At 62.4% G+C, this 25,122-nt stretch carries 21 protein-coding genes; 6 read left to right on the forward strand and 15 right to left on the reverse strand.

All coding sequences use genetic code 11. The annotated features are described in order from the left end of the window. Positions 1-16: 16 nt before the first annotated feature. Complete coding sequence (locus L5849_RS04845; protein ID WP_236924655.1) at positions 17-2,014, reverse strand: EAL domain-containing protein; 1,998 nt, start codon at positions 2,012-2,014, stop codon at positions 17-19. Positions 2,015-2,486: 472 nt separating this feature from the next. On the opposite strand from L5849_RS04845, the gene L5849_RS04850 reads away from it, so the two are divergent. Then, a complete protein-coding gene (locus tag L5849_RS04850; protein ID WP_255703936.1) occupies positions 2,487-3,080 on the forward strand; it encodes a molybdenum cofactor guanylyltransferase in 594 nt (197 codons plus the stop codon). On the opposite strand, the gene L5849_RS04855 is transcribed toward L5849_RS04850, so the two are convergent. From L5849_RS04855 to L5849_RS04910, 12 genes are read right to left on the reverse strand one after another with little or no spacing between them, the layout of a single operon-like run. Continuing rightward, positions 3,061-4,239, reverse strand: a complete 1,179-nt coding sequence (locus L5849_RS04855) for a molybdopterin molybdotransferase MoeA (protein ID WP_236924657.1) — start codon at positions 4,237-4,239, stop codon at positions 3,061-3,063. The genes L5849_RS04850 and L5849_RS04855 overlap by 20 nt on opposite strands. After that, positions 4,236-4,712: a cyclic pyranopterin monophosphate synthase MoaC gene (gene moaC / locus L5849_RS04860; RefSeq protein WP_236924658.1), complete on the reverse strand. Its 477-nt coding sequence runs from the start codon at positions 4,710-4,712 to the stop codon at positions 4,236-4,238. The genes L5849_RS04855 and moaC overlap by 4 nt, the downstream gene beginning before the upstream one ends. Beyond that, on the reverse strand, positions 4,709-5,245 hold the full coding sequence (gene moaB / locus L5849_RS04865; protein ID WP_236924659.1) for a molybdenum cofactor biosynthesis protein B: 537 nt from the start codon (positions 5,243-5,245) through the stop codon (positions 4,709-4,711). The genes moaC and moaB overlap by 4 nt, the downstream gene beginning before the upstream one ends. A gap of 12 nt (positions 5,246-5,257) precedes the next feature. Then, positions 5,258-5,719: a molybdenum cofactor biosynthesis protein MoaE gene (locus L5849_RS04870; protein ID WP_236924660.1), complete on the reverse strand. Its 462-nt coding sequence runs from the start codon at positions 5,717-5,719 to the stop codon at positions 5,258-5,260. Then, a complete protein-coding gene (locus L5849_RS04875; RefSeq protein WP_236924661.1) occupies positions 5,716-5,991 on the reverse strand; it encodes a MoaD/ThiS family protein in 276 nt (91 codons plus the stop codon). Before L5849_RS04875 ends, L5849_RS04870 begins: the two co-directional genes overlap by 4 nt. Position 5,992: 1 nt before the next feature. Then, positions 5,993-7,024 carry a GTP 3',8-cyclase MoaA gene (moaA, locus tag L5849_RS04880; RefSeq protein WP_236924662.1) on the reverse strand — a complete coding sequence of 344 codons (1,032 nt, stop codon included), beginning with the start codon at positions 7,022-7,024 and terminating at the stop codon, positions 5,993-5,995. Then, on the reverse strand, positions 7,021-7,833 hold the full coding sequence (locus tag L5849_RS04885) for a peptidylprolyl isomerase (RefSeq protein WP_236924663.1): 813 nt from the start codon (positions 7,831-7,833) through the stop codon (positions 7,021-7,023). The genes moaA and L5849_RS04885 overlap by 4 nt, the downstream gene beginning before the upstream one ends. Continuing rightward, a complete protein-coding gene (gene narI / locus L5849_RS04890; protein ID WP_115416489.1) occupies positions 7,826-8,527 on the reverse strand; it encodes a respiratory nitrate reductase subunit gamma in 702 nt (233 codons plus the stop codon). The genes L5849_RS04885 and narI overlap by 8 nt, the downstream gene beginning before the upstream one ends. 3 nt (positions 8,528-8,530) lie before the next feature. After that, entirely contained in the window at positions 8,531-9,232 is a 702-nt protein-coding gene (gene narJ, locus L5849_RS04895; RefSeq protein WP_236924664.1) for a nitrate reductase molybdenum cofactor assembly chaperone, read from the reverse strand. Next, positions 9,232-10,758, reverse strand: a complete 1,527-nt coding sequence (narH, locus tag L5849_RS04900) for a nitrate reductase subunit beta (RefSeq protein WP_236924665.1) — start codon at positions 10,756-10,758, stop codon at positions 9,232-9,234. Before narH ends, narJ begins: the two co-directional genes overlap by 1 nt. Beyond that, positions 10,755-14,492 (reverse strand): nitrate reductase subunit alpha, encoded by a 3,738-nt coding sequence (locus L5849_RS04905; RefSeq protein ID WP_236924666.1) that lies wholly within the window; start codon positions 14,490-14,492, stop codon positions 10,755-10,757. The genes narH and L5849_RS04905 overlap by 4 nt, the downstream gene beginning before the upstream one ends. Before the next feature lies 1 nt (position 14,493). Then, complete coding sequence (locus L5849_RS04910) at positions 14,494-17,244, reverse strand: MFS transporter (protein WP_305040834.1); 2,751 nt, start codon at positions 17,242-17,244, stop codon at positions 14,494-14,496. A 1-nt stretch (position 17,245) separates the two neighbouring features. On the opposite strand from L5849_RS04910, the gene L5849_RS04915 reads away from it, so the two are divergent. Next, positions 17,246-18,136, forward strand: coding sequence for a helix-turn-helix domain-containing protein (locus tag L5849_RS04915; protein ID WP_236924667.1), 891 nt, complete (start codon positions 17,246-17,248; stop codon positions 18,134-18,136). A 23-nt stretch (positions 18,137-18,159) separates the two neighbouring features. On the opposite strand, the gene L5849_RS04920 is transcribed toward L5849_RS04915, so the two are convergent. Further along, entirely contained in the window at positions 18,160-19,371 is a 1,212-nt protein-coding gene (locus L5849_RS04920) for an alginate export family protein (RefSeq protein WP_236924668.1), read from the reverse strand. Between the two features lie 81 nt (positions 19,372-19,452). On the opposite strand from L5849_RS04920, the gene L5849_RS04925 reads away from it, so the two are divergent. The 4 genes from L5849_RS04925 to pdxH all read left to right on the forward strand — a co-directional run bounded on the left by L5849_RS04925 (position 19,453) and on the right by pdxH (position 23,245). Further along, positions 19,453-20,076 (forward strand): carbonic anhydrase, encoded by a 624-nt coding sequence (locus L5849_RS04925; RefSeq protein ID WP_115416483.1) that lies wholly within the window; start codon positions 19,453-19,455, stop codon positions 20,074-20,076. After that, complete coding sequence (locus tag L5849_RS04930; RefSeq protein WP_236924669.1) at positions 20,076-21,287, forward strand: NnrS family protein; 1,212 nt, start codon at positions 20,076-20,078, stop codon at positions 21,285-21,287. Before L5849_RS04925 ends, L5849_RS04930 begins: the two co-directional genes overlap by 1 nt. Before the next feature lie 93 nt (positions 21,288-21,380). Further along, positions 21,381-22,649 carry an acyl-CoA dehydrogenase family protein gene (locus tag L5849_RS04935; RefSeq protein WP_236924670.1) on the forward strand — a complete coding sequence of 423 codons (1,269 nt, stop codon included), beginning with the start codon at positions 21,381-21,383 and terminating at the stop codon, positions 22,647-22,649. Next, positions 22,646-23,245 carry a pyridoxamine 5'-phosphate oxidase gene (gene pdxH / locus L5849_RS04940; protein WP_370459132.1) on the forward strand — a complete coding sequence of 200 codons (600 nt, stop codon included), beginning with the start codon at positions 22,646-22,648 and terminating at the stop codon, positions 23,243-23,245. The genes L5849_RS04935 and pdxH overlap by 4 nt, the downstream gene beginning before the upstream one ends. Positions 23,246-23,305: 60 nt before the next feature. Here the strand turns inward: pdxH and ipdC are convergent, their stop codons facing one another. Next, the gene (ipdC, locus tag L5849_RS04945; protein WP_236924671.1) at positions 23,306-24,985 is read right to left on the reverse strand and encodes an indolepyruvate/phenylpyruvate decarboxylase; all 1,680 of its coding nucleotides are present in this window, start codon (positions 24,983-24,985) and stop codon (positions 23,306-23,308) included. Between the last annotated feature and the right edge of the window lie 137 nt (positions 24,986-25,122).

Here is a 25,122-nt window from a genome sequence, read left to right on the forward strand (position 1 = left end):
GTGGACTGTGTCCTTACTATCGGTTTGCCAGGACAGGGAGCAATCGCATTTTGCCCATGGCATTGGTTTTGAGTGCACCCCGCCCACTTGCATGGTGGCCCGGGAGACTGTCAATATTGGCTGGTGGGCGTGATCGGTGCTTGAGCAGCAAATCGAGTACTCCGCCCCGGGATAGAGGGCGGCCGAGGTAGAAACCCTGGCCGAATCCCGCACCCAAAACCAGCGCCGCCTCATGGTCTTCCGCCGTAGCGATGTATTCGGCAACGCTTTCCAGCTTCATCGCCTCGATCATCTTGATCACACCGCGCAGCATGTCGCGCCCCTTGGGATGCCGCGCTTCCCGGATCAACGAACCATCTATCTTTACCTTGTCGAACTTGATTTCGCGCAGATAGACCAGCGAGGCGAAACCAGCGCCGAAATCATCGAGGGCGATCCTGCATCCCGCACGGCGCAGGATTTCAACGTTTCTTCGCGCAACCTCGAAATTCACCAACATGGCGGTTTCGGTAATCTCGAATTGCAAGCGGTTGGAGGGAAATTGCTTGCGGGAAATGAGCGCCACGATTTCGTCGGCCGCGTCCTCGCCGCAGATATGCGCGGCACTCAGGTTGAAGGATAACCGGCATGGTGGTTGCCAATCCGCGGCGAATTCCAACGCTTTTTCCAGCAAGGTGAGCGTTATCTCCCGTATCCGGCCAAGCCTCTCGGCTATCGGAATGAACTGTACCGGCGAAACTTCACCCAGCGTGGGGTGGTACCATCTGGCAAGCGCTTCGAACGATGCCAGATCGCCCGTCCGGAGGTTCACTATCGGCTGGTAAGCGAGCGACAGGTACTCGTCCGAGTCCAGCTTTATCAGCTCAGCCTCGATCGCGTGGGTACGCAAGGTTTCGTCGCTGATCTTCTGATCGAAAAGCTTGGTTGTCTCGTCCCCTTCGCGTTTGGCGACATACAGGGCCACGTCAGCCTCGCGAAGCGCCTGACCGACATCGGTCGTGTCCGATGCGACCAGGCGAGCGCCGGCACTTGCTCCCACCCTGACCACAGTGTTCGAAAGCCGGATGGGTCTGCGCAGATGATCGAGCGCCCGATCGCACATCGCCACCAGGCTCGACAGCTTGTTTACACAATCGGGACCGCTGACGAACAATCCGAATTCGTCTCCACCCAGGCGTCCTACAATGGCGTGGGGCGGCACGACACGCTGCAATCGCCGGGCAACATAGCGGAGCACCTGGTCACCGGCGTGATGGCCATATAGATCGTTTATCGGCTTGAACCGGTCGAGATCGACTAGAGCCAGTAGCCCGCAGCGCCCGTCCGCCAGCATCTCTTCTACATCCCGGATGAAGGCAAACCGGTTTCTCACCCCAGTAAGATCGTCATACTCCGCCCGGTGCTGAACATTCCTGCGCGCGTCGGTCAGTTCGAGATTGACCTTTTCCATCCGCAAAAGCGCCTGATCCGCATCGTACTGAGCCTTGAACAGGCGCAGCTGCATCTTGTGGCTGGTCTCCGCGAGGTAGAAACTGACCGCGGTGAGCACGACCACCGCCGAGGAGGCAACCAGGTTTTCCGCCGCAAAAAGGTAGAGGATAGCCAATACCAGCGGCAGCACGAAACAGAAGAAGATCACTCTCGATGCGAAAATTATCCCTGTGAGGGCAGCGCCCTGAGCGAGGGCCGTGAGCAGCCCTAAGCCCAAGACCTGCAACCACTCTACACCCTGTGGGGATGCAGCAGCGATGGCGAAAGCGATCGATAGATAAAAGTATGTCTGCGCGCAGGAAAGGAGGATCACCATCCCCCCTGTGATCCGCGCGGCTATGGGATTTACATCTTCGGATTTTCCGGATGGCTGCGGCACCATCCAGTGCCGAAAACGCAAGGCGACTGCGATTAGCAAGATCATGCCAACCAGCCTGGTTGCCGGATGATCCCATTTGACCCAGGCAACTCCCACGAATGGAGCGAGGATCGCAAGGTAGTAAAGATGTATGATCTTGCGCACCGACCTAATGCGTTCGCGACCGAATTCCACAGCAATCGCATTGTCGGATTCGAAGCTGATTATTCTGTCGATGCGCCGCAAAGCTGTCACCCGGTTCTCCTATCCGGACGGCATATGTCAGTAGTTTGAAACCTGATGGTAAACCGGTCTCTAGTGAAATTACTAGCGAACCGTGAGGAGTGGCGTCGATTTCGAAGAGCCGCGCCTGAAGCCTCTTACCCTGCAGGTTTGACCACCGCGTGGATCGCCCCTCTTCACCAAGTGAAGACAGAGTATCGGAACCCCATTGCCTGGTCCCGATCTCCCTGCGAAAGTCTTTCTGATCATCCGATATACGTTTATATCGCGCAGGAAATTGGGCAGGGGCACTCGATAGGGAGGTCGCATTCCTCGCTGGTGAACTCGGTGACTGCGGCGGCGCGATAGCCGCACGGGAAAGTCTGCATGGCATGAAGCGGCTCGCTGATATGAGATGGTAAAACCGGGCATCGTCATTGCTTGCGGCGGGCTGGGAAAGCGCATGGGCGGTTCCAAACCGCTGCGCATGCTTGGTGGGGCAACACTCCTCAGACACGCGTGTGACTGGGCCACAGCTCGGTCGGATCAGGTCGCGTTGGCGGTTCGCCATGACAGTCAGTTGCTCGACCAGGAGTTCCCCCTGTTGATCGACCGTCATACCGGAATCGGACCCATCAGCGCTTTGGCGAGCGCCTTCGATTTCGCTCTGGCAACAAAACGCGAGTATGTTTTGGTGATAGGCTGCGACCAGCCTTTCCTACCCAACGACCTCGTTGCGCGCCTGTCAGCGGCCATCGGCGATCGCGGGGCCGCAATGCCAACGAGCCTCGGGCGCGAACAGCCGCTGGCCACGCTCTGGCGCGCGGATCGCGGCGCGCTGACGGAGTATCTGGGAAAGGGCGGGCAATCGCTGAGGGGGTTTGCGCATCGCGTCAATGTGGTGACCGTCGAATGGGAGACCGAACCCAGTTGCGATCCGTTTTTCAACGTCAATGACCCGGTAGCCCTGGAGGAAGCCGAGCGGCGGTTCAGAAGGACACGGCGGTAACGGTCGATCCCGGCGCAAGAGCCGCTTGATCCGGCGGGCAGCGGATCAGCCAGTCGGCTTCCAGCAAAGCTGCTTGTGCACCGCTGTCCTGGTTGCCGATGGGAACCAGTCCGCCTTCATCGAAACGCGCGCGAACAAACGTCTCTCGTCCGCCAGTTGCCTTCAGCGGTGCGGCAATAGGAAGGCTGTGCCAACGATGGGACACATTCGCCCCGCCCAGCGCCTGGAAGATCGGGCGCAAAAACAGCGCCCCGGTAACCATGGCCGAGGTCGGATTCCCTGGCAGGCCAAGCACGATTTTCCCCCGCGCCTTTCCCAACCAGACCGGCTTTCCGGGCTTAATCGCGACCTTGGGTATAATCACCGAAAGACCGTGCGGCTTGAACATGGGCTTGGCGAAATCGCGGTCTCCGACCGATGCGCCCCCGGTGACGATAACAAGATCAGCGCACACCAGCGCCTCGCCCGCCGCACGAGTGAGCACATCGAGATCGTCGGGGCACTTCGCCCGGTGCACTACGCAACCGCCCGCTTCCCCGACCAATGCGGTAACGCCATAACTCACGCTTTCGGGGATCGCGTCGCGCACTGCATGAGCCGAGCCGGGCACTGCAAGCTCGTCGCCCGTACCGATGATTGCCACGCGCGGACGCACCGCCACCTCAACTTCAGCGACATCGGCCGCCGCGGCACCGATCATGGCCCGCGCATTTAGCAAGGTACCGGCAGGAACGAGCACATCGCCCGCGTCGAAATCGCTACCCATGGCGCGGACATGCCCTGCCGGACCGTACCCTTCGGCGAAAGTCACGCTATCGCCAGTGCGGGTCGCATATTCCTGCATAATCACATAGTCGCTGCCCTCGGGCATCGGGGCGCCGGTAAAGATGCGCACCGCCTCGCCCTCGCCCACGCGCCCCTCGAAGCGTCGCCCGGCGACCGCTTCGCCAATAACAGCGATAGCGCGACCCGGCTGCGTTGCTGCCTCGATCACGGCATACCCGTCCATGGCCGACACCGGAGCGCGCGGCGCGGCGCAGCGGGCCGTCAGATCGCACGCGAGCCTTCGCCCGCTTGCCTCGGCCAGCGGGACCGTTTCCGTCCCGAGTGGCACGATATGATCTGCTATGCGCGCCAGTGCTTCTGCGAAAGGGATCATATCTGCTCCCATGCGCCCGACTTGCCCCCTTCCTTGGCTGTCACATGGATCGCACCGATCGCCATTGTCCGGTCGACTGCCTTGAGCATGTCGAACAGGGTGAGGCAGGCGACCGAGACTGCGGTCAACGCTTCCATTTCGACCCCGGTGCGCCCCTCGGTCCTCACAGTCGCGACGACAGAGAAACCGGGTAGCGCTTCCTCCACCGCAATCGCGACATCGACCTGCGATAGCGCCAGCGGGTGGCACAGGGGAATCAAATCCGCCGTACGCTTGGCCGCCATCACACCGGCAAGTTCGGCGGTTGAAATCACGCTGCCCTTGGGCGTCTTTCCCGCCCTGACCAGCTCGAGCGTCGCGGCGGCACATCGTAGCTCGCCTTTAGCCCGCGCCCGGCGGGCCGTGACAGCTTTGTCGCCGACATCGACCATGCGCGCCCGGCCCTGATCGTCCAGATGAGACAGACCATTCATGCGCATACCTCCCTCAACCGCGGCAATTGCCCGGCAATCGAACAGGGACGGTAGCGGCTGTCGAACTCATAGCGCAGCACCAGGTCCCAGGCGTCGCGACAGGCGCCGGTAGAACCGGGCACGCAGAAAACGAAGCTGTCGCCCGCCTGCCCCGCAAAGGCGCGTGATTGCAGAGTTGAAACCCCGATCGTGCCCATGCTGACCTGATGGAAGACTGCACTGAACCCGTCCATCACCCGGCGCAGCAAAGGCATTACCGCCTCCGGCGTTACGTCGCGCGGAGTGAAGCCGGTACCTCCCGTGCTTAGCACGATTTCTACATCGGGATCGTCGATCCAGGCCCGTACCCGCGCTCGGATCGCGTCGACATCGTCCTTCACGATCGCCCGCGCTACCAGTTCGTGCCCCGCCTCTACCAGACGAGAGGCGAGCAATCCTCCCGATGTGTCGGTTTCAGCGGTGCGGGTATCCGATACCGTCAGCACTGCGATCTTCAGCGGATGGAAGGGCAGGCTCTCGTCTATTCCTGGCATTGTCATTCCTGTTCACGAATGCCAGCGGCGGGCATCTTCATGATCGCTTTCGCGCGGCTCGATCCATCGGCGTCCCAGCGGGCCTTCCTCGCGTTTCCAGAACACCGCTTCGGTCTTGAGCCGGTCCATGAGATAGTCCGCAGCTTCGAACGCGGAGCGGCGATGGGCCGAAGCGGTGGCGACGAAAACGATGGCTTCGCCCGGCGCGATACGGCCCGCCCGATGGACCACCCGGCAACGCGTGACATCGAAGCGCGCCATCGCATCGGCGGCGATGTCTTCCATTGAGGCGAGTGTAACGCCACGGTAGCTCTCCAGAACCAGCGCATCGACCAGCGCACCATCCTTAGCCCTGTCTCGCGCATGGCCGGTGAAACTGACGACTGCCCCCTCCCCCTCAAGCTCGCGCGAGAACCTGCCCAGCAGCTCCGCAGGGTCGAAGGCTTCCGTGGCAAGGGTAACCTGTGCGCTCATCCGCCCGAGACCGGGGGGAACAGAGCTACCTCGTCCCCCGGCATAACGCGCGCATTGGGGGCGACGACTGCCTCGTTGACACAGGCCCTGATCCGACCGCCGCCAAGCGATGGCGCTAGCGCCGGGTGTTGCCGCGCCACCATAGCGAACAGTTCGGTGACGCTGCATCCCTCTGCGGGAATGACGGTCTTCACAAATGCTCCGCCGACATCGGCGAGCTTCCCGCACAATTCTAGCTCCAGCACGGTTCGTGCCTCGTCCGCAGTCGTCACGCTAACCTCCGATGGATGCGAGATGGGGTGTCGCGCCGCTATTGCCCTGGTGCAGGCGGTGCCCCGGGGCCTTGCCTTTCGTCAGGGCGACAATGCGCGCAATGAGTTCGTCCTGCTGGCTGTCGGACTGCAGAAGGTCGCGCAGATCGAACCCGCCATCGCCGAACAGACACAGGTGGAACTTGCCATCGGAACTTAGACGAAGTCGATTGCAGTCGGCGCAGAAATCCTTGGCATAGGGTGCGATGATGCCGATCCGTCCACGCGCTTCGGGGTGGCCGAACTCGACCGCCGGCCCGGCACCGTCTTCACGCGGAAGGCGTTGCCAACCTGCTGCTTGCAATTGTTGGACGACGCTTTCGCCAGGCACGTGCCGCTCGGCGAAGAATTCCGCATTGTCATTGGTCCGCATGACTTCGATGAAGCGTAGCGAGAGATCGCGAGCGGTGACGAAGCGGATCATCGCCTCAAGTTCATCGTCGTTAACCCCGCGCATCAGCACGGCATTGAGCTTGATACTGGAAAACCCCGCATCGCGGGCGGCGTCGATGCCGGCGAGCACTTCACCCAATCGATCGTGACCGGTGATGGCCAGGAAACGTTCCGGATCGAGAGAATCGACGCTGATATTGAGCGCATCGACCCCTGCCTCACGCCAGCGCGGCGCTCTTTTGGCGAGGCGATAGCCATTGGTGGTCATGGCCACACGGCGGATACCCGGTATGGCGGCGACAGCACGCACCACATCTTCGAAATCGCGCCGTATGGTCGGCTCGCCACCGGTCAGCCGCACCTTCCACAGACCCAGTTCGGCAAAGGCCCGCACGGCGCGCTCGATTTCGTCGATTGTAAGTTCGGCGGGTCTGCCGCACGGCCGACGATATCCATCGGGCAGACAATAGCTGCAGCGGAAGTTGCATACGTCGGTGAGCGACAACCTCAGATATTCGAACCGGCGCCCCAAACCGTCGCGCAAGCGCGGGCGCCGCGCTTCGGCGAGCGGGAGGTAATCGCGTGGGCGATCGATAGTCATTGGACAAGCGGTCCTTCGCTGGCCGGAAGTGCAACGCCCCGAATATCGGCCTGCGACGCAAGGATCGCAAGGTATTGTGCCATGGCGCGCCTCAGCGAGGATTCCTCCAGATAGGCGCGGATCGAGGCATCGACCGCCTCGAAAGGAAGCTGTTGGGCTTCCACCTTGCGCCCTGCCCGTACAATGTGCACGCCATAGGGTGTGCATACCGGCTCGGCGCACAGTTCGCCCTCGCCGAGAGCGAAGAGCGCCCTTTCGAATTCCGACACGGTCTGGCCCGGGCCGATCTGGCCGAGATTGCCCCCCTGCTCGCGCGAGGGACAAGCCGAATGCGTCCGGGCAAGTTCGGCAAAACCGTCTGGATCGTCCCTGAGCCGGCGCATCAGTCCGCGTGCATCGCTCAGCGCCATGTTCCAGGCGATTGCGTCATCGGGCGAGGCGGAGAAGAGGATATGCTCCGCCTCGACCAACGGCTCGCTGGTGAAACGATCGGGATGCGTTTCGTAAAACCGGCGCGCCTCGGCCTCGGTCGCCACCGGAACGCTGACTTCACGTTCGATCAGCGTCTCGACCAAGGCATCTTCCTCGGTCATCTTGCGGCCACGGTGGTCGCTCGTCTCTTCCGGCTCGATACCCAAGCGCCGCGCTTCGCCGAGCAGCAGTTCGCGCACTATAAGAGCCCTCGCCGCCGCTTCCCAGGCAGCCTCCGCATCGTCGGCCGGGTGGTTCTGCATCTCTGCGGCGATCCGATCGGCAGAGATAACCTCCCCTCCCACACAGACTGCGTCCTTCTCGATCTGGTCAACCATTGATCAGGCTCCGACGGCTGCGCACGATCTGATAACCGCCTCGCCAGATATAGCGCACCGGCACCGAGAGCATGTGCGGCAAGCGCGTGAACGGGAAAACCAGGAAGATCGTCAGCCCGAGGAAGATGTGGGTGCGGAAAATCCAGTGTGCTCCATCGATCCACAACGAGGCCGTGGGATTGAAGGTGAAGATGCCGTTCGCCCAGGCCATGAACTTGACCATCTGTTCGCCATCCATATGGCCAAGCGAGATCGGCACGGTGGCCAGGCCGAGAGCAAGCTGGACCCAGAGCAAGACCAGAATACCGGTGTCGGCAAAGGCGGAATTCACGCGGATTCGGGAATCGAACAGGCGGCGGTGGAGCAGCATCGAAGCGCCGATAAAGGACACCAGACCCGCAGTACCGCCACCATAGACCGCCAGAGCCTGCTTCCATTCGTGCTTCACTGCCAGCGAATCAAAAACCCATATCGGCACCAGCAGGCCGACGATGTGGCCGAACAGCACGAACAGCACGCCGGTATGGAACAGGATCGATCCCAGAACGAGCTGCTTGCGCCTGAGCAGTTGGCTCGAACTGGCTCGCCATGAATAGGGTTCGCGTTCGAAGCGGATGATTGTGCCGACCACCATCGTGGCAAGGGCGATGTAGGGATAAATGCCGAAAAGCAGGTGGTTGAGATAGGTGTTCATGGCTCAGTTCCTCATCTCGGCAGCATCGCCCTCGGGCTCGAGAATGCGGCGCATCATCGCGCTCGCCTGCGGGCAGGCGGCATTGGGGTCGGGAAGTTCATTGGTGAAGCGGACTTCCTCCTCTTCCCATTGCGCATCCAGCTCGGACAGCGTCTCGGGATCCTCCGGCGGCGGCAGTGAATTGGCTGCCTCTTCGTCCATCTCGACACCGGCAATGTCGCACAGCACCGCGAAGACGGGCGCATAGTCGGATTCGCGATCGGCCAGCCGCGCGGCCAGCGCCACCAGCACGATGCCCGGTTCGGCAAGTGCCTCGCGCGCGGCTTCTTCGGGCAGGGTCGAGCAATAGTCGAGGAACAGCGGGAGGTAGTCGGGCAGTTCGTTTGCCACCGGGTCGAGCCCGGCCGCGACATAGCGTTCGCGCAGATCGACCATCGCCTGCCCCCGGTCGCGGCTTTCGCCATGAACGTGCTCGAACAGGTGCAGACTCAGCGCCCGGCCTCGGTCGAACAATTCGCCATAGGTTTCCTGCGCAGCATAGATATCCTGCGTGGTCAACCGGTCGAGCAGCGGAGCGAGGCGCTGGATGGTATCGGCAGGCATGGCGGGATCGGCGGCGAGCCGCTGGCGCAAATCGTCCATCGCGCCGGTCAGTTCGAGCGTCGGATATTGCAGCAGCAGCGAAAGCAAATGCAGATTACGCATCAGAACACCTCCGCAGGAGTTTGGAGTTTCTTGCGCGGATTCGTGCCGAACAGATTGGCCTGCGTGCTGCCACCCGAGCAGCCATTGCCGAAGGAGAAGCCGCAGGCCCCGCGCTCGTCATACATGTCCTCGGCATCCTCGCGGTGGCCGGAGGGGATAACAAAGCGGTCCTCGTAGTCGGCCAGCGCCATGACCTTGTACATTTCCTCGATCTGTAGGCCGGTGAGGCCGACTGCTTCGGCAATGCTTTCCTCGGTGACACCCTCGACAGTCTTGGCGCGCATAAAGGCGCGCATGGCGATCATGCGCTCAAGGCAGTCAGCGATCGGTTCTTCGTCGCCAGCGGTCAGCAGGTTGGCGAGATATTTGAGCGGGATGCGCAAACTGCGAATGTCGGGCATGCCATTGTTGGTGGCGATATCCCCGGCCTCCGCCGCCGCGCTGATCGGCGAGAGCGGCGGGACATACCAGACCATTGGCAGGGTGCGGTATTCTGGGTGCAGCGGGAAGGCGACCTTCCATTCCATCGCCATCTTCCAGATCGGCGAATGGCGCGCGGCCTCCAGCCAGTTGTCGGGCACGCCATCGCGGCGCGCCTGCTCGATCACCGCAGGATCATTGGGGTCGAGGAAAATGTCGAGCTGGGCCTGATAGAGGTCCTCGACATTCTCCGCGCTCGCCGCCTCTTCGATCCGGTCGGCATCATAGAGCATCACGCCGAGATAGCGGATGCGCCCGACGCAGGTTTCGCTGCACACGGTCGGCTGGCCGGCTTCGATGCGCGGATAACAGAAGATGCATTTCTCGCTCTTCCCGGTTTTCCAGTTGTAATAGATCTTTTTGTACGGGCAGCCTGAGACGCACATGCGCCAACCACGGCAGGATTCCTGATCGATCAGGACGATGCCGTCTTCTTCCCGCTTGTAGATCGCACCCGAAGGGCACGCCGCGACGCAGGTCGGGTTGAGGCAGTGTTCGCACAATCGCGGCAGATACATCATGAAGGTGTTTTCGAACTGGCCGTAAATCTCTTTCTGGACACCTTCGAAATTGTAATCCTTCGACCGTTTGGCGAACTCGCCGCCGAGGATTTCCTCCCAGTTCGGCCCCCATTCGATCTTTTCCATCCGCTCGCCCGAAACGAGCGAACGCGGGCGCGCAGTGGGGAAGGCCTTGCTTTCGCCCGACTGTTGCAGATGGGCGTAATCATAGGTGAAGGGTTCGTAGTAATCGTCGATCTCGGGCAGGTCGGGATTGGCGAAGATATTCGCCAGCACCCGCCACTTGCCGCCCATCTTCGGGCGGATCGAGCCGGAGGGGGTACGGACCCAGCCGCCATTCCAGCGGTCCTGATTTTCCCAATCCTTGGGATAACCGATGCCCGGCTTGGTCTCGACATTGTTGAACCAGGCGTATTCCATGCCTTCGCGGCTGGTCCACACGTTCTTGCACGTTACAGAGCAGGTATGGCAGCCGATGCATTTGTCGAGGTTCAGGACCTTGCCGATTTGTGCGCGGATTTTCATGCTGCATTCTCCCCTTCAGGAAGGGCATCTTCGAGCCAGTCGACCTTCGACAGTTTGCGCACCACGACATATTCGTCGCGGTTCGATCCGACCGTTCCGTAGTAGTTGAAGCCGTAGGCGAGCTGGACGTAGCCGCCGATCATATGGGTGGGTTTGAGGATCGCACGGGTGACACTGTTATGGATGCCCCCGCGCTGTCCGGTGAGCGGCGATCCGGGCACGTTCACGATCTTCTCCTGCGCGTGATACATGAAGAGCGTGCCTTCCTTCATGCGCTGCGAGACAACCGTGCGCGCGACCAGCGCACCGTTGGAATTGAACACTTCGACCCAGTCGTTATCGACGAGGCCCGCTTTCGCCGCGTCCACTTCGGACAGCCAGACAATCGGTCCGCCGCGCGACAGCGTCAGCATCAGCAGATTGTCGGTGTAGGTCGAATGGATGCCCCATTTCTGGTGCGGGGTGATGAAGTTGAGGACGACATGCTTTTCGTCCTTCGCCTCGTGGATCACCGGATTGATCGCGCGGGTATCGATCGGGGGGCGATAGACGCAGAATCCCTCGCCGAATGCGCGCATCCACAGATGGTCCTGATAGAGCTGCTGACGCCCGGTCAGCGTTCGCCAGGGGATCAGTTCGTGGACGTTGGTATAGCCTGCATTGTAGCAGACATGCTCGCTCTCCAGCCCCGACCAGGTGGGCGAGGAGATGATCTTGCGCGGCTGCGCCACCACGTCGCGGAAACGGATCTTCTCCTCTTCTTTGGGCAGGGCAAGATGCCGGTGATCGCGGCCGGTATTGCTTGACAGAGCGTCCCAGGCCTTGACCGCCACTTCACCATTGGTTTCTGGTGCCAGGCTCAGGATCACCTCGCAGGCATCGATCGCACTATCGATCCGGGCGAGGCCCTTCGTCGGCCCGTCTTCGGTCACCGTACCGTTGAGCTTGCGCAGCAGCTCGACCTCGTGATCGGTGTTCCAGCCGATCCCCTTGCCGCCATTCCCGAGCTTTTCCATCAGCGGGCCGAGCGAAGTGAAGCGTTTGTATAGATTGGGATAATCCCGTTCCACCACCGCGATATTGGCCATGGTTGTACCAGGGACAGGCTCGGCCTGTCCCTGGCCCCAGTCCGCAACTCCGAAGGGCTGGGCGATCTCGTTCGGACTGTCATGCTGGATCGGCACGAGGACCACGTCCTCTTCCACACCCAGAACTTCCGGCGCGACCTCCGAGAATTTCTTTGCGATGCCGCGGTAGATGTCCCAGTCGCTGCGCGATTCCCACACCGGGTCGACCGCCGCGGTCAGCGGATGGATGAAGGGGTGCATGTCCGAGGTGTTGAGATCGTCCTTCTCGTACCAGCTCGCGGTCGGCAGGACGATGTCGGAATAGACGCAGGTGGTCGACATGCGGAAGTCCAGCGTGACCAGCAGGTCGAGCTTGCCCTGCGGCGCCTCGTCATGCCAGCGCACCTCCTTCGGTTTGCTGCGGCCCGTTTCGCCCAGATCCTTGCCCTGCACGCCATGCGCCGTGCCGAGCAGGTGTTTGAGGAAATATTCGTGCCCCTTGCCCGAGGAGCCGAGCAGGTTCGAACGCCAGACGAACATGTTGCGCGGCCAGTTGGCCGGATCGTCCGGATCGAAGCAGGACATTTCCAGATCGCCCGATTTGAGCCTGTCGGTCACGTAATCCTTCGGCTCCATCCCTGCGGCGCGGGCGGCCTTGGCAACTTCCAGCGGGTTGGTCTTGAGCTGCGGCGCGGATGGCAGCCAGCCCATGCGTTCGGCGCGGGCGTTGTAGTCGATCAGGCTCGCATCCCATTCGCCCTCGGGCGCTGTGGGCGAAAGGATGTCCTCCACATCCAGCGTCTCGTAGCGCCACTGATCGGTATGCGCGTAGAAGAAGCTGGTCGAATTCATCTGGCGCGGCGGACGGCCCCAGTCGAGACCGAAAGCGAGCGGCAGCCAGCCGGTCTGCGGGCGCAACTTCTCCTGCCCGACATAATGCGACCAGCCGCCACCCGACTGGCCCACACAACCGCACATCACCAACAGGTTGATGATGCCGCGATAATTCATGTCCATGTGGTACCAGTGGTTGAGACCGGCCCCAAGGATGACCATCGATTTGCCTTTGGTCTTTTCGGCATTGGACGCAAATTCACGCGCCACGGTGACGATTTGCTCTGCCGGAACACCGGTAATCTTTTCGGCCCAGGCGGGCGTGTATGGCTCGTTTTCGGAATAATCGCTGGCCACGTTTTCCCCGCCAAGGCCGCGATCGAGACCGTAATTGGCGCAGAACAGGTCGAAGACGCTTGCCACCAGCGTCTTACCGTCGGCGAGCTCGATCTCGCGAACGGGGACATTGCGGGGCAGGACACTGGCATGATCGGTGCCTTCGAAATGGTCGTGCTCGCGATTGCCGAAATAGGGAAAGTCGACCGGGACGACCAGGTCGTGCTGATCGTCCATGATCGCCGACAGGCGCAATTGGACATCCGCACCCTCGCCGGTTTTTTCCTCGAGGTTCCACTTGCCCTTTTCGCCCCAGCGGAACCCGGCAGAGCCCAGCGGCACCACCGGCTTGCCCGTCGCATCGTCGATCGCGACAGTCTTCCATTCGGGATTGTTTTCTTCGCCCAGCGCGTTGTCGAAGTCGCTGGCGCGCAGCAGGCGCTCCGGCACGTAGCCATCGCCCTGCCGCACCAGCCGCACCAGCATCGGCATGTCGGAATATTTGCGGCAGTAATCCTCGAAATAATCGGCCTGCCGGTCGAGATGGAATTCGCGCAGGATCACATGGCCCATCGCCAGCGCAAGCGCCGCATCGGTGCCCTGCTTGGGGTTGAGCCAGATGTCGCCGAACTTGGTCGCCTCCGCATAGTCCGGGCTGACCACGGCGACCTTGGTCCCGCGATAACGCGCCTCGGTCATGAAATGCGCATCGGGTGTGCGTGTCTGAGGCACGTTGGAGCCCCACATCATCAGGAAGCCGGCATTGTACCAGTCGGCGCTTTCGGGAACGTCGGTCTGCTCGCCCCAGGTCTGCGGGCTGGATGGCGGCAAGTCGCAATACCAGTCGTAGAACGACATGCAGGTGCCGCCGAGCAGCGAAAGGTAACGCGAACCGGCCGCATAGGAGACCATGGACATGGCCGGGATCGGGCTGAAGCCGATCACCCGGTCGGGGCCATAGGTCTTGGCGGTATAGGCATTGGCCGAAGCGATGATTTCGTTCACCTCGTCCCAGGTCGAACGAACGAAGCCGCCATGACCGCGGATCGCGGTATAGCTTTTGCGCTTTACCGGATCCTCCACAATCGAGGCCCAGGCGCCGACCGGCGTGCGCACCGCCCTCGCCTCGCGCCACAGCTTCAGCAGCCGCGAGCGGACCATCGGATATTTCAGCCGTTGGGCGGAGTAGAGATACCAGCTATAGCTCGCCCCGCGCGGGCAGCCGCGCGGTTCGTGATTGGGGAGGCCCGGCCGGGTGCGCGGATAGTCCGTCTGCTGCGTTTCCCAAGTGATGATCCCGTTCTTGACGTAGATCTTCCAGCTGCACGATCCGGTGCAGTTCACCCCGTGGGTGGAGCGCACGACCTTGTCGTGCTGCCAGCGTTTGCGATAGCCGTCTTCCCACGCACGCGACTGGGTGGTGGTAACGCCGTGCCCGTCGGCAAAGTCCTGCTTCGCGTGGCGGAAGAAGGTCAGGCGGTCGAGAATATAGCTCATCTCAGGCTTCCTTGAGAATGTGAGGGGTGGCCGCCGGGGCGGGTGCGCGTCCGCGCTCGATGTCGTGGAGCAGGCCGCCGGGGCGGGTGTAAGCCCACCAGGTCAACACCGCGCAGCTGGCGTAGAAGGCGAAGAAGCCCCACAGCGCCATCATCGGCGATCCCGTGGCCTCGATCGAGCTGCCGAAGCTTTTGGGAATGAAGAAGGCGCCATAGGCCGCGACCGCCGAGGTGAAGCCGACGATGGCCGCCGATTCCTTTTCCGCCTGCCGGGTCAGTTCGGCGCTCTTCAGTTCAGGCATTAGCCGGGGCACTTCCTGGCGCATGATGATCGGGATCATCTGGAAGGTGGAGGCATTGCCCACGCCGGTCAGGAAGAACATGGCGATGAACATGCCGAGGAAACCCCACCAGCTGCCCGCTTCGAGGAAATAGACCACCCCGACCACGGCCAGCATCATGCCCACGAACACCCAGAAGGTGACGCGCCCGCCGCCCCAGCGGTCCGAAATCCACCCGGTGGCGGCGCGGCTGAGCGCACCCACCAGCGGGCCGAGGAAGACGAATTTGAGCACGTCGACATCGGGGAACTGGTGCTTGGCCAGCAGCGGCAGCCCGGCGGAAAAGCCGATGAAGCTGCCGAAGGTGCCGGTGTAGAGCCAGCTCATCAGCCAGTTGTGCTTGCGCTGGAAGATCACCGCCTGTTCGGCGAAGCTGGCCTTGGCATCGGCGATGTCGTTCATCCCGAACCATGCGAGCAGCGTGGAGGCGATGATGAAGGGCACCCAGATGAAGCCCGCATTCTGCAACCACAGCTGGCCGCCTTCTGCGGTCTGTTGCGGCATACCGCCCAGCGCGCCGAACACACCCGCCGCAATCACCAGCGGGACCGAGAACTGCATCACCGACACGCCAAGATTGCCCAGCCCTGCATTGAGCGCCAGCGCATTGCCCTTCTGCGCCTTGGGGAAGAAGAAGCTGATATTCGCCATCGACGACGCGAAATTGCCCCCTCCGAACCCACATAGCAGCGCCAGCACCAGGAAGATCAGATAGGGCGTTTCGGGATTTTGGACGGCATAGCCGATGCCGAAGGCCGGGATCAGCAGCGAAGCTGTCGACAGCGTGGTCCACAGGCGTCCGCCGAAGATCGGCACCATGAAGCTGTAGAATATCCGCAACGTCGCGCCCGAAAGACCCGGCAGCGCAGCCAGCCAGAACAGCTGATTGGTGCTGTAGTCGAAGCCGATCGAGGGCAGTTTGGCCACGACGACCGACCACACCATCCACACGCAGAAGGCGAGCAGCAGCGCGGGGATCGAGATATAGAGGTTGCGCCGCGCGATCTTCTCGCCGGTTTTCTCCCAGAACTCGGCATCCTCCGGGCGCCACTCCTTTAGTACCTTGCCATCCGGCTCGTAAGCATGGGGCTCGTGCTTGGCATCCTCATGCAGCTCCGCCATTTCGGGGAATTCGGGCAGTGTGCGCCCTTCCACGCGGGCGGCCTTCTGCTCCATTTGGCGCACCGCGATATGCATCCAAACCAGCGCCACGGCGACCAGTGCGAAGAGCACCATGAAACAGCTCGTCCAGATGCCGGTAAGATCGCTTACCGCGCCGAAGATGATCGGCAGAATGAAACCACCCAGCCCGCCGACCAGGCCCACCATGCCGCCGACCGAGCCAACATGGTCGGGATAGTAGACCGGAATGTGCTTGTAGACCGCAGCCTTGCCCAGCGACATGAAGAAGCCGAGCACGAAGATCGTCACCACGAAGGGCACCAGGCCCATTTCGGTGGAGAAGGCGATGTCGCCCCGCGACCCGTGAATGATATAGTCGGTCGAAGGATAGGACAGCATGAACAGGCAGACCAGCGATACGCCGAAAGTGGCGTACATTACCTTGCGGGCGCCGTAGCGATCCGACAGGATGCCGCCGTAAGCGCGGAAGACACTGGCCGAAAGCGAGAAGACGGCGGCCAAGGTACCGGCCAGCTTCACGTCAACGCCATAGACCCCGATCAGATATTTCGGCAGCCAGAGCGCCAACGCGACGAAGGCACCGAACACGAAGAAGTAGTATAGCGAGAACCGCCACACCTGTTCCTTCTTGAGCGGCTCGAGCTGCTCGCGCAGGGTTTTGGGCTTCGCGCCGCTCAGCTTGCGCGCGGCAAGCTCCGGGTCGTCCTTCGAAAACAGGAAGAAAACCACCGCCATCACCGCGGCGACCGTTGCCCAGATTTGCGCGACGGCCTGCCAGCCGAATGCCACCATCACCCACGGCGCGGTAAATTTGGTTACTGCGGCGCCGACATTGCCCATGCCGAAGAAGCCGAGCGCGGAGCCCTGCTTTTCCGGAGGATACCACTTCGACACATAAGCCACACCCACGGCGAAGGTACCGCCCGCGACCCCGAGGCCAAGCGCCGCCAGCAGTGTAAGAAAATAGCTGTCGGCGAAGGAAAGAAGATATGTCGCGATCGCCGAAGCGATCATCGTCAGCGGGAAAACAATCCGTCCGCCATACTGGTCGGTCCATACACCAAGGAAAAGACGCGTGAGCGATCCGGTCAGGATCGGCGTGCCGACGAGCAGACCGAACTGCGTGTCGCTGAGGCCGAGTTCGCCTTTGATTTCAATCCCAATGATCGCGAAAATCGTCCAGACCGCGAAACATATCGTGAATGCGATCGTGCTGAGCCCTAAGGCCCGATTCTGGTCACTCTTGCTAGCGGCTGAGCCAAGCTGCATTTTGGCCTCCCTTGGCTACGTGTTCGTGCATCTTCCAGAAAGGAGCCAGCCCGCCCATCCCTTGATTCAAGTCAAGAAAACAGGATCGTTCGGGGAAAATGGTGGCCGCACTGATCCATGTGAGGTAGGTGAAGGTGTCACATCAATCCACTACTTGATAATTATCAATTTCAGTCCAGCTATTCGACAAGCCAGGAGTCTGACACTGCGCCCCGCCGAAAAACCCGAAGTCGCCAATCTTCCCCTCTTTCGCGCAATGAACGAGGAGGAGCGCGACCGTATCTTCTCCGGATCCTTCCTGCAGGTATTCCCGCCGCAGCTCGTGCTCTTCGAAGTCGGGCAGCGCGCCGATTTTCTCCACGTGCTGGTGGATGGTCTCGCCGAACTCTATACTTCGGTCGGCGATCGCGACACGACCATGCGGATCGTCCAGCCGGTTCGCAGCTTCATCCTGGCGGCGGTGGTCACCGACCTGCCCTATCTGATGTCCGCGCGTACACTCGAATCATCACGCGTTCTGCTCGTCCCCGCCGCCTTGATGCGCGAGGTGGTGCGCAAGGACACGGCCCTGATGGAAGCGACAATGCGCGAGTTGGCCTTCGGCTATCGCGATCTGGTGCTAGCGCTTGCGGATATGAAATTGCGCCAGTCCGCCGAACGGCTGGCGCATTTCATCCTGCAGCAACATGATGTGCAGGGTCTGCCCGAGACGACCGTTCTCCCCGCCGAAAAGCGCGTTCTGGCATCGCTGCTGGGCATGACGCCGGAGAATCTCTCGCGCGCTTTCGGCCTGCTTGGCAAGCAGGGCGTAAGCCTCAAGGGAAGGATGGTAAGGATGTCAGACCGCGCGATGCTGGAAACGTTCGCGCGGCCTGACAAGGTTCCCCGCTAGCCGGGAGAGAGTGGCTGCGGGGTTCAGAATTTCGCTTCGATCGAGAACCAGGCTTTGGTCCGATCGGTTGCAAAGCCGTTTGAGTTGTACTGGGCAAATTTCGCCGAAACGCCGATCTGTTTGGTTAGCGGGTAGGCAACGAGCGCATCGAACTCATGCCCGTAGGCCACATCTCCAACCGTCGAATGGAAGTCGTGATAGCTCGCGCGTAGCAGCAGCCCCTTCACGGGGCCATCGGCGAATTTGTACGCCGCATCGGCATAGAGGTCGCGCAATCCGCTGGCCGGTGTGTTCAGGAAAACGTCCGCCCAGCCATTGAAGGCGTGCAGCGTCGCGAGCGGGGTTTGCAGCGCGACCGCACCATTGCCTTCCAGCCGTTCGTAACCGGCCTTCAGGGTCAATCCTTTGAAGGCAACACCCGGCTCCAGCGCGAGATAATCGAGGCCGAAATTTGCCGGGTTGGGCGAGAGATCGGTCTGGTGGGCATATTCGGCGGCGTAGAGCACCTTCACCCCCTCTGCCACCGGATACTGCCCGGCCAGCCGCCCGCCCAGCGTGCGCGAACTTGCTGCAGGTGCCTGCGGAATATCCAGCCAATATCCATAACCGGTCAGCGTCCCCGCCTCGCCCAATTTATAGCCGATATTCACCGCATTGATCGCGGTATCGCGCCAGATACCCTGCGGCGAGTCCGGGCCGAAGATGCGGTTGACGCGCCAGCTATGGATATATTGCGCGGTCAGCCTGGCGACCGGCGTGACACTGATCCGGCCCGCATCGAAGGTCTGGTCGTTCTGACGCCAGCCAACCGATCCGATCCAGCGTTGATTGTCCAGATTGATGACCTGGCGACCGGCGATAGCGTCCACCGTCTTACCGGGATTGAAGCGCACATAGGCCTGGTTGAGCAGCACGTCGGTCGGGTCGGCCACCACCGGATAGCGGGTGAGCCCGTTGGTGGTGTCGTTATAGTGCCGGGGGCCGATGCGCATGATCGCTTCACCTTCGACCAGCGCGCTCAGGCCCTGCCATGATCCTGTCTTCACACCCGCTTTGACCCGCAGCGTCGATGCGGTGGCGTCTTCCGGCACACCGCCCTGATCGACCAGTTCGAGCCGGTAGCGGATGTCCGCATAGGGGGTGACGACGGGCTCTTCAGCAGCTTGCGCGTGAAGAACTGCGGGCGAGAGCGACACGGCGAGAAGCGGTGCAGCGAGAAGTGTGGCTTGCTTCATATCGCCCAGATACGCGATTCTTCACTGGTGTAATTGATATTAGTCAAAGAAAATGGGTATATCATATGCAATATAGTCGACATGCCTGACGATACCCTCCCGCAACTCTCCCCCGATGAGGCGCTGGCCCTGCTGAAAGACGGCAACCGGCGCTTTCTCGACGATGCGACTTATCAGCCTCCGATAGACCGCATGCGTAGGCTGCACCTGGCGGCGGCCCAGCGGCCCTTCGCGGCTTATCTATCCTGTTCGGATTCGCGCGTGCCGCCGGAACTGCTGTTCGAGCGGGGTCTGGGCGAGCTGTTCATCGTGCGCAATGCCGGCAACACGCTGTGCACCAGCGCACTCGGCAGCCTGGAATTCGCGGTGACGCAGCTCGGCGTTCCGCTGATCGTGGTCATGGGCCACGAGGCCTGCGGCGCATTGCGCGCGGCGGTCGCGGTAACGCGCGAACAGCGCCAGTTCTCGGGCAATGTCAGCAAGGTGCTGCAATCGCTGCTCCCGGCCGTGCTGGAGGCCGATCCCTGGGCCGAGAATCTCGTCGACGCCGCGGCGCTGTGCAATGTGCGCAAGGTGGTCCGCGAATTGCAGCAGGAGGCTTCGCCCGCCCTGCTCGAACCGCAGCGGCGCGGGGCCTTGCGGGTGGTCGGGGCCTATTACCACCTCGATACCGGTCGAGTCGATTTTCTCGACGAGGAGAGATGATGGGAGGAACGCTCGACAATCGCGACCGGCTCGAATTGCGCCGCCGCCGGATGGAACAGGCCCCGCCGGTACTGCGCGGCGGCTTTCGGCCGTTCTTTCTGGGCGCGGGCATTTGGGCCGCCATCACCATCGCGATCTGGCTGTGGGCTTTCAGTGTTGGCGTGCCGCAGATCGGCGCGCTCGATCCGCTGGCCTGGCATCGCCACGAAATGCTGTTCGGCTTTGTTGGCGCAGTCATAGCCGGTTTCGCGCTGACCGCCGTGCCCAACTGGACCGGCCGCCTGCCGATCGCGGGCGCGCCGCTGGCCGCGCTGGCGCTGTGGTGGCTCCTCGCCCGCGCCCTGCCCTTCGCCGCGCCCGAGCTGCCGCTCGCCCTGCTGGCGCTGGTCGATGGCGGGTTCTACCTCGCCCTCGCCGCGCTTATCCTGCGGGAGATCGTGCTGGCGAAGAACCGCAATCTGCCTGTGGTGCTGGCGATCGCCCTATTCGGCCTTGCCGACCTGCTGGACTATGCCGGATCGGCGGGCTTGATCGGATACGATATCGGTCACCGTGCGGGCATTGCGCTGGCCGTGACGCTGGTTTCGCTGATCGGCGGGCGCATCGTCCCCTCCTTCACCCGCAATTGGATGCAGCGCGAAGGGCTGACCGGCAGCCTGCCCTCGCAACCGACCCGTTTCGATATTGCTGTGGTGCTGGCGACCGCCCTCGCGCTGGGGGCATGGATGCTGGCCGGTGCGGTGCCCCCTGTCGGTGCGGCGCTGGTCTTTGCCGGAAGCATCCAGTTGGTCCGCCTAGCGCGGTGGCGGGGATGGCGCACGCTCGCCTCGCCGATCGTGCTGGTGCTCCATCTCGGCTATGTCTGGATACCATTGGGCCTGCTGCTACTCGGCGCGACCGGGTTTGGCGCGCCGATCCCCGCGAGCGCGGGGGTCCACGCGCTGACCGTGGGCGCGCTGGCGGGCATGATCCTGGCGGTGATGACCCGCGCGACGCTCGGCCATACGGGCCGCGCGCTCCATGCCGGGCCGGCCACCCGGGCGAGCTACCTGGCGCTCCACCTCGCCGTGCTGGCGCGTGTGGCAGCCTCGCTCGTCCCGGTGCATTACCAGTCGCTGCTGCATATAGCCGGCGGGCTGTGGATCGCCGCTTTCGCGCTCTTCGTGCTCGCCTATGCCCCTGTGATGCTGCGCTCCCGCCCGGGTGAATGAATGCGGCGGGCGGAATTCTTTGCCCCAGGTCAAAGCGCGTTCGGGACCACCCCCTAGGGTCGACGGCAAACAGCGGATTCGCAGGAGAACAGGATGGATTTCACACTCTCGCCCAAGCAGATCGCATGGCGCGACCGTGTGCGGGCCTTCATGCAGGACCACGTCTATCGTGCCGAGAATGCCTATCACACCCACGCCCGGCAGGAAGGGGCAGCGCGGTGGCAGATCCCTCCGGTGATCGAGGAGCTGAAGGCACGCGCCTATCAGGAAGGGCTGTGGAACCTGTTCCTGCCCCCATCCGAACACGATACCGAAGATTTTCGCGGCGCGGGGCTGAGCAATTTCGAATATGCGCTGTGCGCCGAGGAAATGGGACGCGTCAGCTTCGCGTCCGAGGCGTTCAACTGTTCGGCGCCCGATACCGGCAACATGGAGGTCCTGCACCGCTATGGCACGCCCGAGCAGAAGGCGCGCTGGCTCAGGCCGTTGATGGATGGCGCGATCCGTTCGGCATTCCTGATGACCGAGCCCGACGTCGCTTCTTCCGATGCGACGAATATCCAGACCTCGATCCGGCGCGAGGGTGACGAATATGTCATCAACGGACGCAAATGGTGGTCTTCGGGCATTGGCGACCCCCGCTGTGCGCTGGCGATAGTGATGGGCAAGACCGATCCCGAGGCCGAGCGGCACCGGCAGCAATCGCAGGTGCTGGTCCCGCTCGACACGCCCGGGGTGGAGATCGTGCGGATGCTTCCGGTCCTCGGCTTCGATGGCGCTCCTCACGGCCATGGCGAAGTGGTGCTGCGCAACGTGCGGGTGCCGGTGGACAATATGATCCTGGGCGAAGGGCGCGGCTTCGAGATCGCGCAGGGCCGGCTGGGTCCGGGGCGCATCCACCATTGCATGCGAGCCATCGGCGCAGCGGAACGGGCGATCGACAAGATGTCCGAACGGCTGCAGGCGCGCATCGCCTTTGGCAAGCGCCTGTCGGACCAGTCGATCTGGGAACAGCGCCTGGGCGAAGCCCGGCTCGACATCGAAATGACGCGCCTTTTATGCCTCAAGGCCGCCGACACGATGGACAGGACCGACAACAAGGCTGCGCGGATGGAAATCGCTATGATAAAAGTCGCCGCGCCGCGCACCGCGCTGCGCGTGGTCGATCACGCGATCCAGGCGCATGGCGCGGCCGGCCTGTCGGACGATTTCGGGCTCGCCGAAGTCTATGCCGGTATGCGCGCCCTGCGGATCGCGGACGGTCCCGACGAGGTTCACCTGCGCTCCATCGCGCGCATGGAACTCAGCCGGGCGGAGGCTCGGCTCGCAGACTGGCGCCGCACGGGAAGCGGATCGCTATGAGGATGGCGAAGGACGCCGCCGATCCCTTCGCGACCTTCGCCGCGTGGTATCGCGAAGCGCAGGGCCATGCCGATATTCCCGACGCCTCCGCCGTCAATCTGGCGACCGCGTCACCCGGCGGTGCACCGTCCAACAGAATGGTTCTGATCAAGGAATTCGGCCCGGCGGGGTTCGTGTTCTATACCAATCTGTCCAGTCGAAAGGCGGAGGAGCTGAAAGCCAATCCTCTGGCCTCGCTGTGCTTCTACTGGGCTCCGCTCGGCCGACAGGTCCGGATCGAGGGGGCGGTAACGCAGGTCGGCGACGGCGAGGCGGACAGCTATTTCGCCACGCGCCCGATCGATAGCAGGATCGGGGCCTGGGCCTCGCGCCAGTCGGAAGAACTCGTAAGCCGTACCGAACTGGCGGGCCGGATAGCGCGAACGGCAGCCCGCTTTGCTGCGGGAGAGGTTCACCGACCGCCCTTCTGGTCGGGTTTCAGGCTGACGCCCGACCGGATGGAATTCTGGACCAACAGATCGGGACGCCTCCATGATCGGGTGGGGTTCGAAAGGATCGGCGCGGATCGCTGGCGACGGTTCCTGATCTACCCCTGAGTCTGACGCCCCCGGAGAAACTGCAAACGGAATCATCTCGGAACGCACACCCGGTCCGCGTCATTCGTCCTTGAGCACCGATATCTGGCGCAAGGCAGAGGAGTATCTCTCCAGCGAGTTCGACGTCTTTCCGCGTGGAAGCATGACTTCGATCAGTTGGAAGCTCCCGGAATCCTCCCGCGCTGCCTCGAGTGCCTGCTTCAATTGCGAGCGAGTTGTCACCCGCACGCCCTTCCCGCCAAGCGGCGCGGCCATCTGCGCGAAATGCCAGTCGTCGAGATCGTGGTAGGGCTGGCCCGGCTGGAAACAGCGCAGCATTTCCCAGCTCCGGTTATTGAGCACGATAACGATCGGCGCCCAGCCATTACGGCGGCAATTTCCCAATTCCCAGCCGGTCATCTGGAAGGCTCCATCACCCACCAGAGCAACCGGCCGCCGCCCGGTCGAAGCGCAAATCGCCAGTGCGGCTGGCACGCCCATGCCCATCGACGCATAATAACCTGGCGCGACGAGATCGGTATCGCAGACCTCCAGCCCCACGAAGAGGCTATCGCCGACGTCCGCAGCCATCGGCATGGTTCCCGACGCCGCGAACAGATCGTTCAGCGCCATCGCCACGTCGGAAGGTTCAAGAGCGGTGTCGTCACACGGCAACCCGGTCGCATAGCAAGGGGCCGCCGCCGCCGAAGCCTCTCCGATCGGACCCGCGATCTCCGCCAGGGCATCGACCAGAGCTTCCAGAGTGATATCGGGATAATTGTGGTGCGAAAACGCCACGGCGCTGTCGAAGGCCCGGATCGATGCACGCACATCGACATTGCGATGCGAAACGCCGAAATTGGTGTCGCTCAGGATCACGCCCAGCATCAACAGGCAATCGGCCCCCTCGATTGTCTCGGCTATGCTCGCCTTACCGGCGGAGCCCAGATAGGTCCCGAGGAGCGGCAACACTTCGCCGGCGAACAGGCCACGGCCCATGAACGTCGTCGCGACCGGAATTCCGAGCGTTCTGCATAGCGAGGCAAGCTTGCCCTCGAGACCGTAGCGCCGCGCTTCGACGCCGATCAGGATCGCCGGACGCTCTGCCGATTGCAACCGGCTCAGGATCTCGGCGGCGCAGGCATGGGCCGCCCCTGCGTCGACCGGCGGCTGCGATAGCTGCGGTACGCGTTTGCACGGCCTGTCGACCAGATCGCGGGGCACTTCGAGATAGACCGGACGCGACAGGCTGAGCGCCGTATCGAGCACTCTCGCGATCTCGTCAGGGGCCGTATCGAGATCGTTCAGGATAGCCTGAGCACAGGTCACCTCGCGAAAGATCTCGAACTGGGAGTTCAACGACTTGACCTGGTGGTGAAGCCCCAGCCCCATCCGCGCTTCTTCCGCTCCCGGCCCGCCAGAAATAACGACCATAGGCGATTTTTCCGCATAGGCCTGCGCCACCGCATTGACCATATTGAGAGCCCCGGCTCCATAGGTCACCACCGCCACGCCCAATGTGCTTCCCAGCCGCCCCGCGGCATCGGCGGCGTAACCCACCGAAGGTTCGTGGCTGAGCGTATAAAGCGGCAGGATACCGCTTTCCTGTACTGCCCGGAAGAACGGCAGGACAAAATCCCCGGGAAGACCGAATGCCTGCCGCGCCCCGCGATCCTTCAACGCATCGAGCAGCGCGGTCGCCAGCGTCCTGCCATTCGCCCGGCGGTTTTCCACGGCCGCAACCGGTGCAATCTCATGCAATGCTCTGTCTCCACCTGCTGGAATGACGATGCTCACCCGCTCAACTCGATGGCGTCGGTGGACAGGAGAGCGCGCGATGGCACCTAATCGAAAAAGAATTCCTGTCCTTGATATTTGTCAAATAAATTGCACCACAT

It is taken from the genome of Erythrobacter sp. SN021 (genome assembly GCF_021864455.1).

Coding starts and splice junctions, on each gene's coding strand:
- L5849_RS04925 (WP_115416483.1), top strand. CDS start 19,453: ATGCCTGACGATACCCTCCCGCAACTCTCCCCCGATGAGGCGCTGGCC.
- moaA (WP_236924662.1), bottom strand. CDS start 7,024: ATGACTATCGATCGCCCACGCGATTACCTCCCGCTCGCCGAAGCGCGG.
- L5849_RS04920 (WP_236924668.1), bottom strand. CDS start 19,371: ATGAAGCAAGCCACACTTCTCGCTGCACCGCTTCTCGCCGTGTCGCTC.
- moaC (WP_236924658.1), bottom strand. CDS start 4,712: ATGAATGGTCTGTCTCATCTGGACGATCAGGGCCGGGCGCGCATGGTC.
- moaB (WP_236924659.1), bottom strand. CDS start 5,245: ATGCCAGGAATAGACGAGAGCCTGCCCTTCCATCCGCTGAAGATCGCA.
- L5849_RS04870 (WP_236924660.1), bottom strand. CDS start 5,719: ATGAGCGCACAGGTTACCCTTGCCACGGAAGCCTTCGACCCTGCGGAG.
- L5849_RS04910 (WP_305040834.1), bottom strand. CDS start 17,244: ATGCAGCTTGGCTCAGCCGCTAGCAAGAGTGACCAGAATCGGGCCTTA.
- narH (WP_236924665.1), bottom strand. CDS start 10,758: ATGAAAATCCGCGCACAAATCGGCAAGGTCCTGAACCTCGACAAATGC.
- L5849_RS04885 (WP_236924663.1), bottom strand. CDS start 7,833: ATGGTTGACCAGATCGAGAAGGACGCAGTCTGTGTGGGAGGGGAGGTT.
- L5849_RS04855 (WP_236924657.1), bottom strand. CDS start 4,239: ATGATCCCTTTCGCAGAAGCACTGGCGCGCATAGCAGATCATATCGTG.
- L5849_RS04935 (WP_236924670.1), top strand. CDS start 21,381: ATGGATTTCACACTCTCGCCCAAGCAGATCGCATGGCGCGACCGTGTG.
- narJ (WP_236924664.1), bottom strand. CDS start 9,232: ATGCGTAATCTGCATTTGCTTTCGCTGCTGCTGCAATATCCGACGCTC.
- L5849_RS04850 (WP_255703936.1), top strand. CDS start 2,487: ATGGTAAAACCGGGCATCGTCATTGCTTGCGGCGGGCTGGGAAAGCGC.
- L5849_RS04905 (WP_236924666.1), bottom strand. CDS start 14,492: ATGAGCTATATTCTCGACCGCCTGACCTTCTTCCGCCACGCGAAGCAG.
- pdxH (WP_370459132.1), top strand. CDS start 22,646: ATGAGGATGGCGAAGGACGCCGCCGATCCCTTCGCGACCTTCGCCGCG.
- narI (WP_115416489.1), bottom strand. CDS start 8,527: ATGAACACCTATCTCAACCACCTGCTTTTCGGCATTTATCCCTACATC.
- L5849_RS04930 (WP_236924669.1), top strand. CDS start 20,076: ATGGGAGGAACGCTCGACAATCGCGACCGGCTCGAATTGCGCCGCCGC.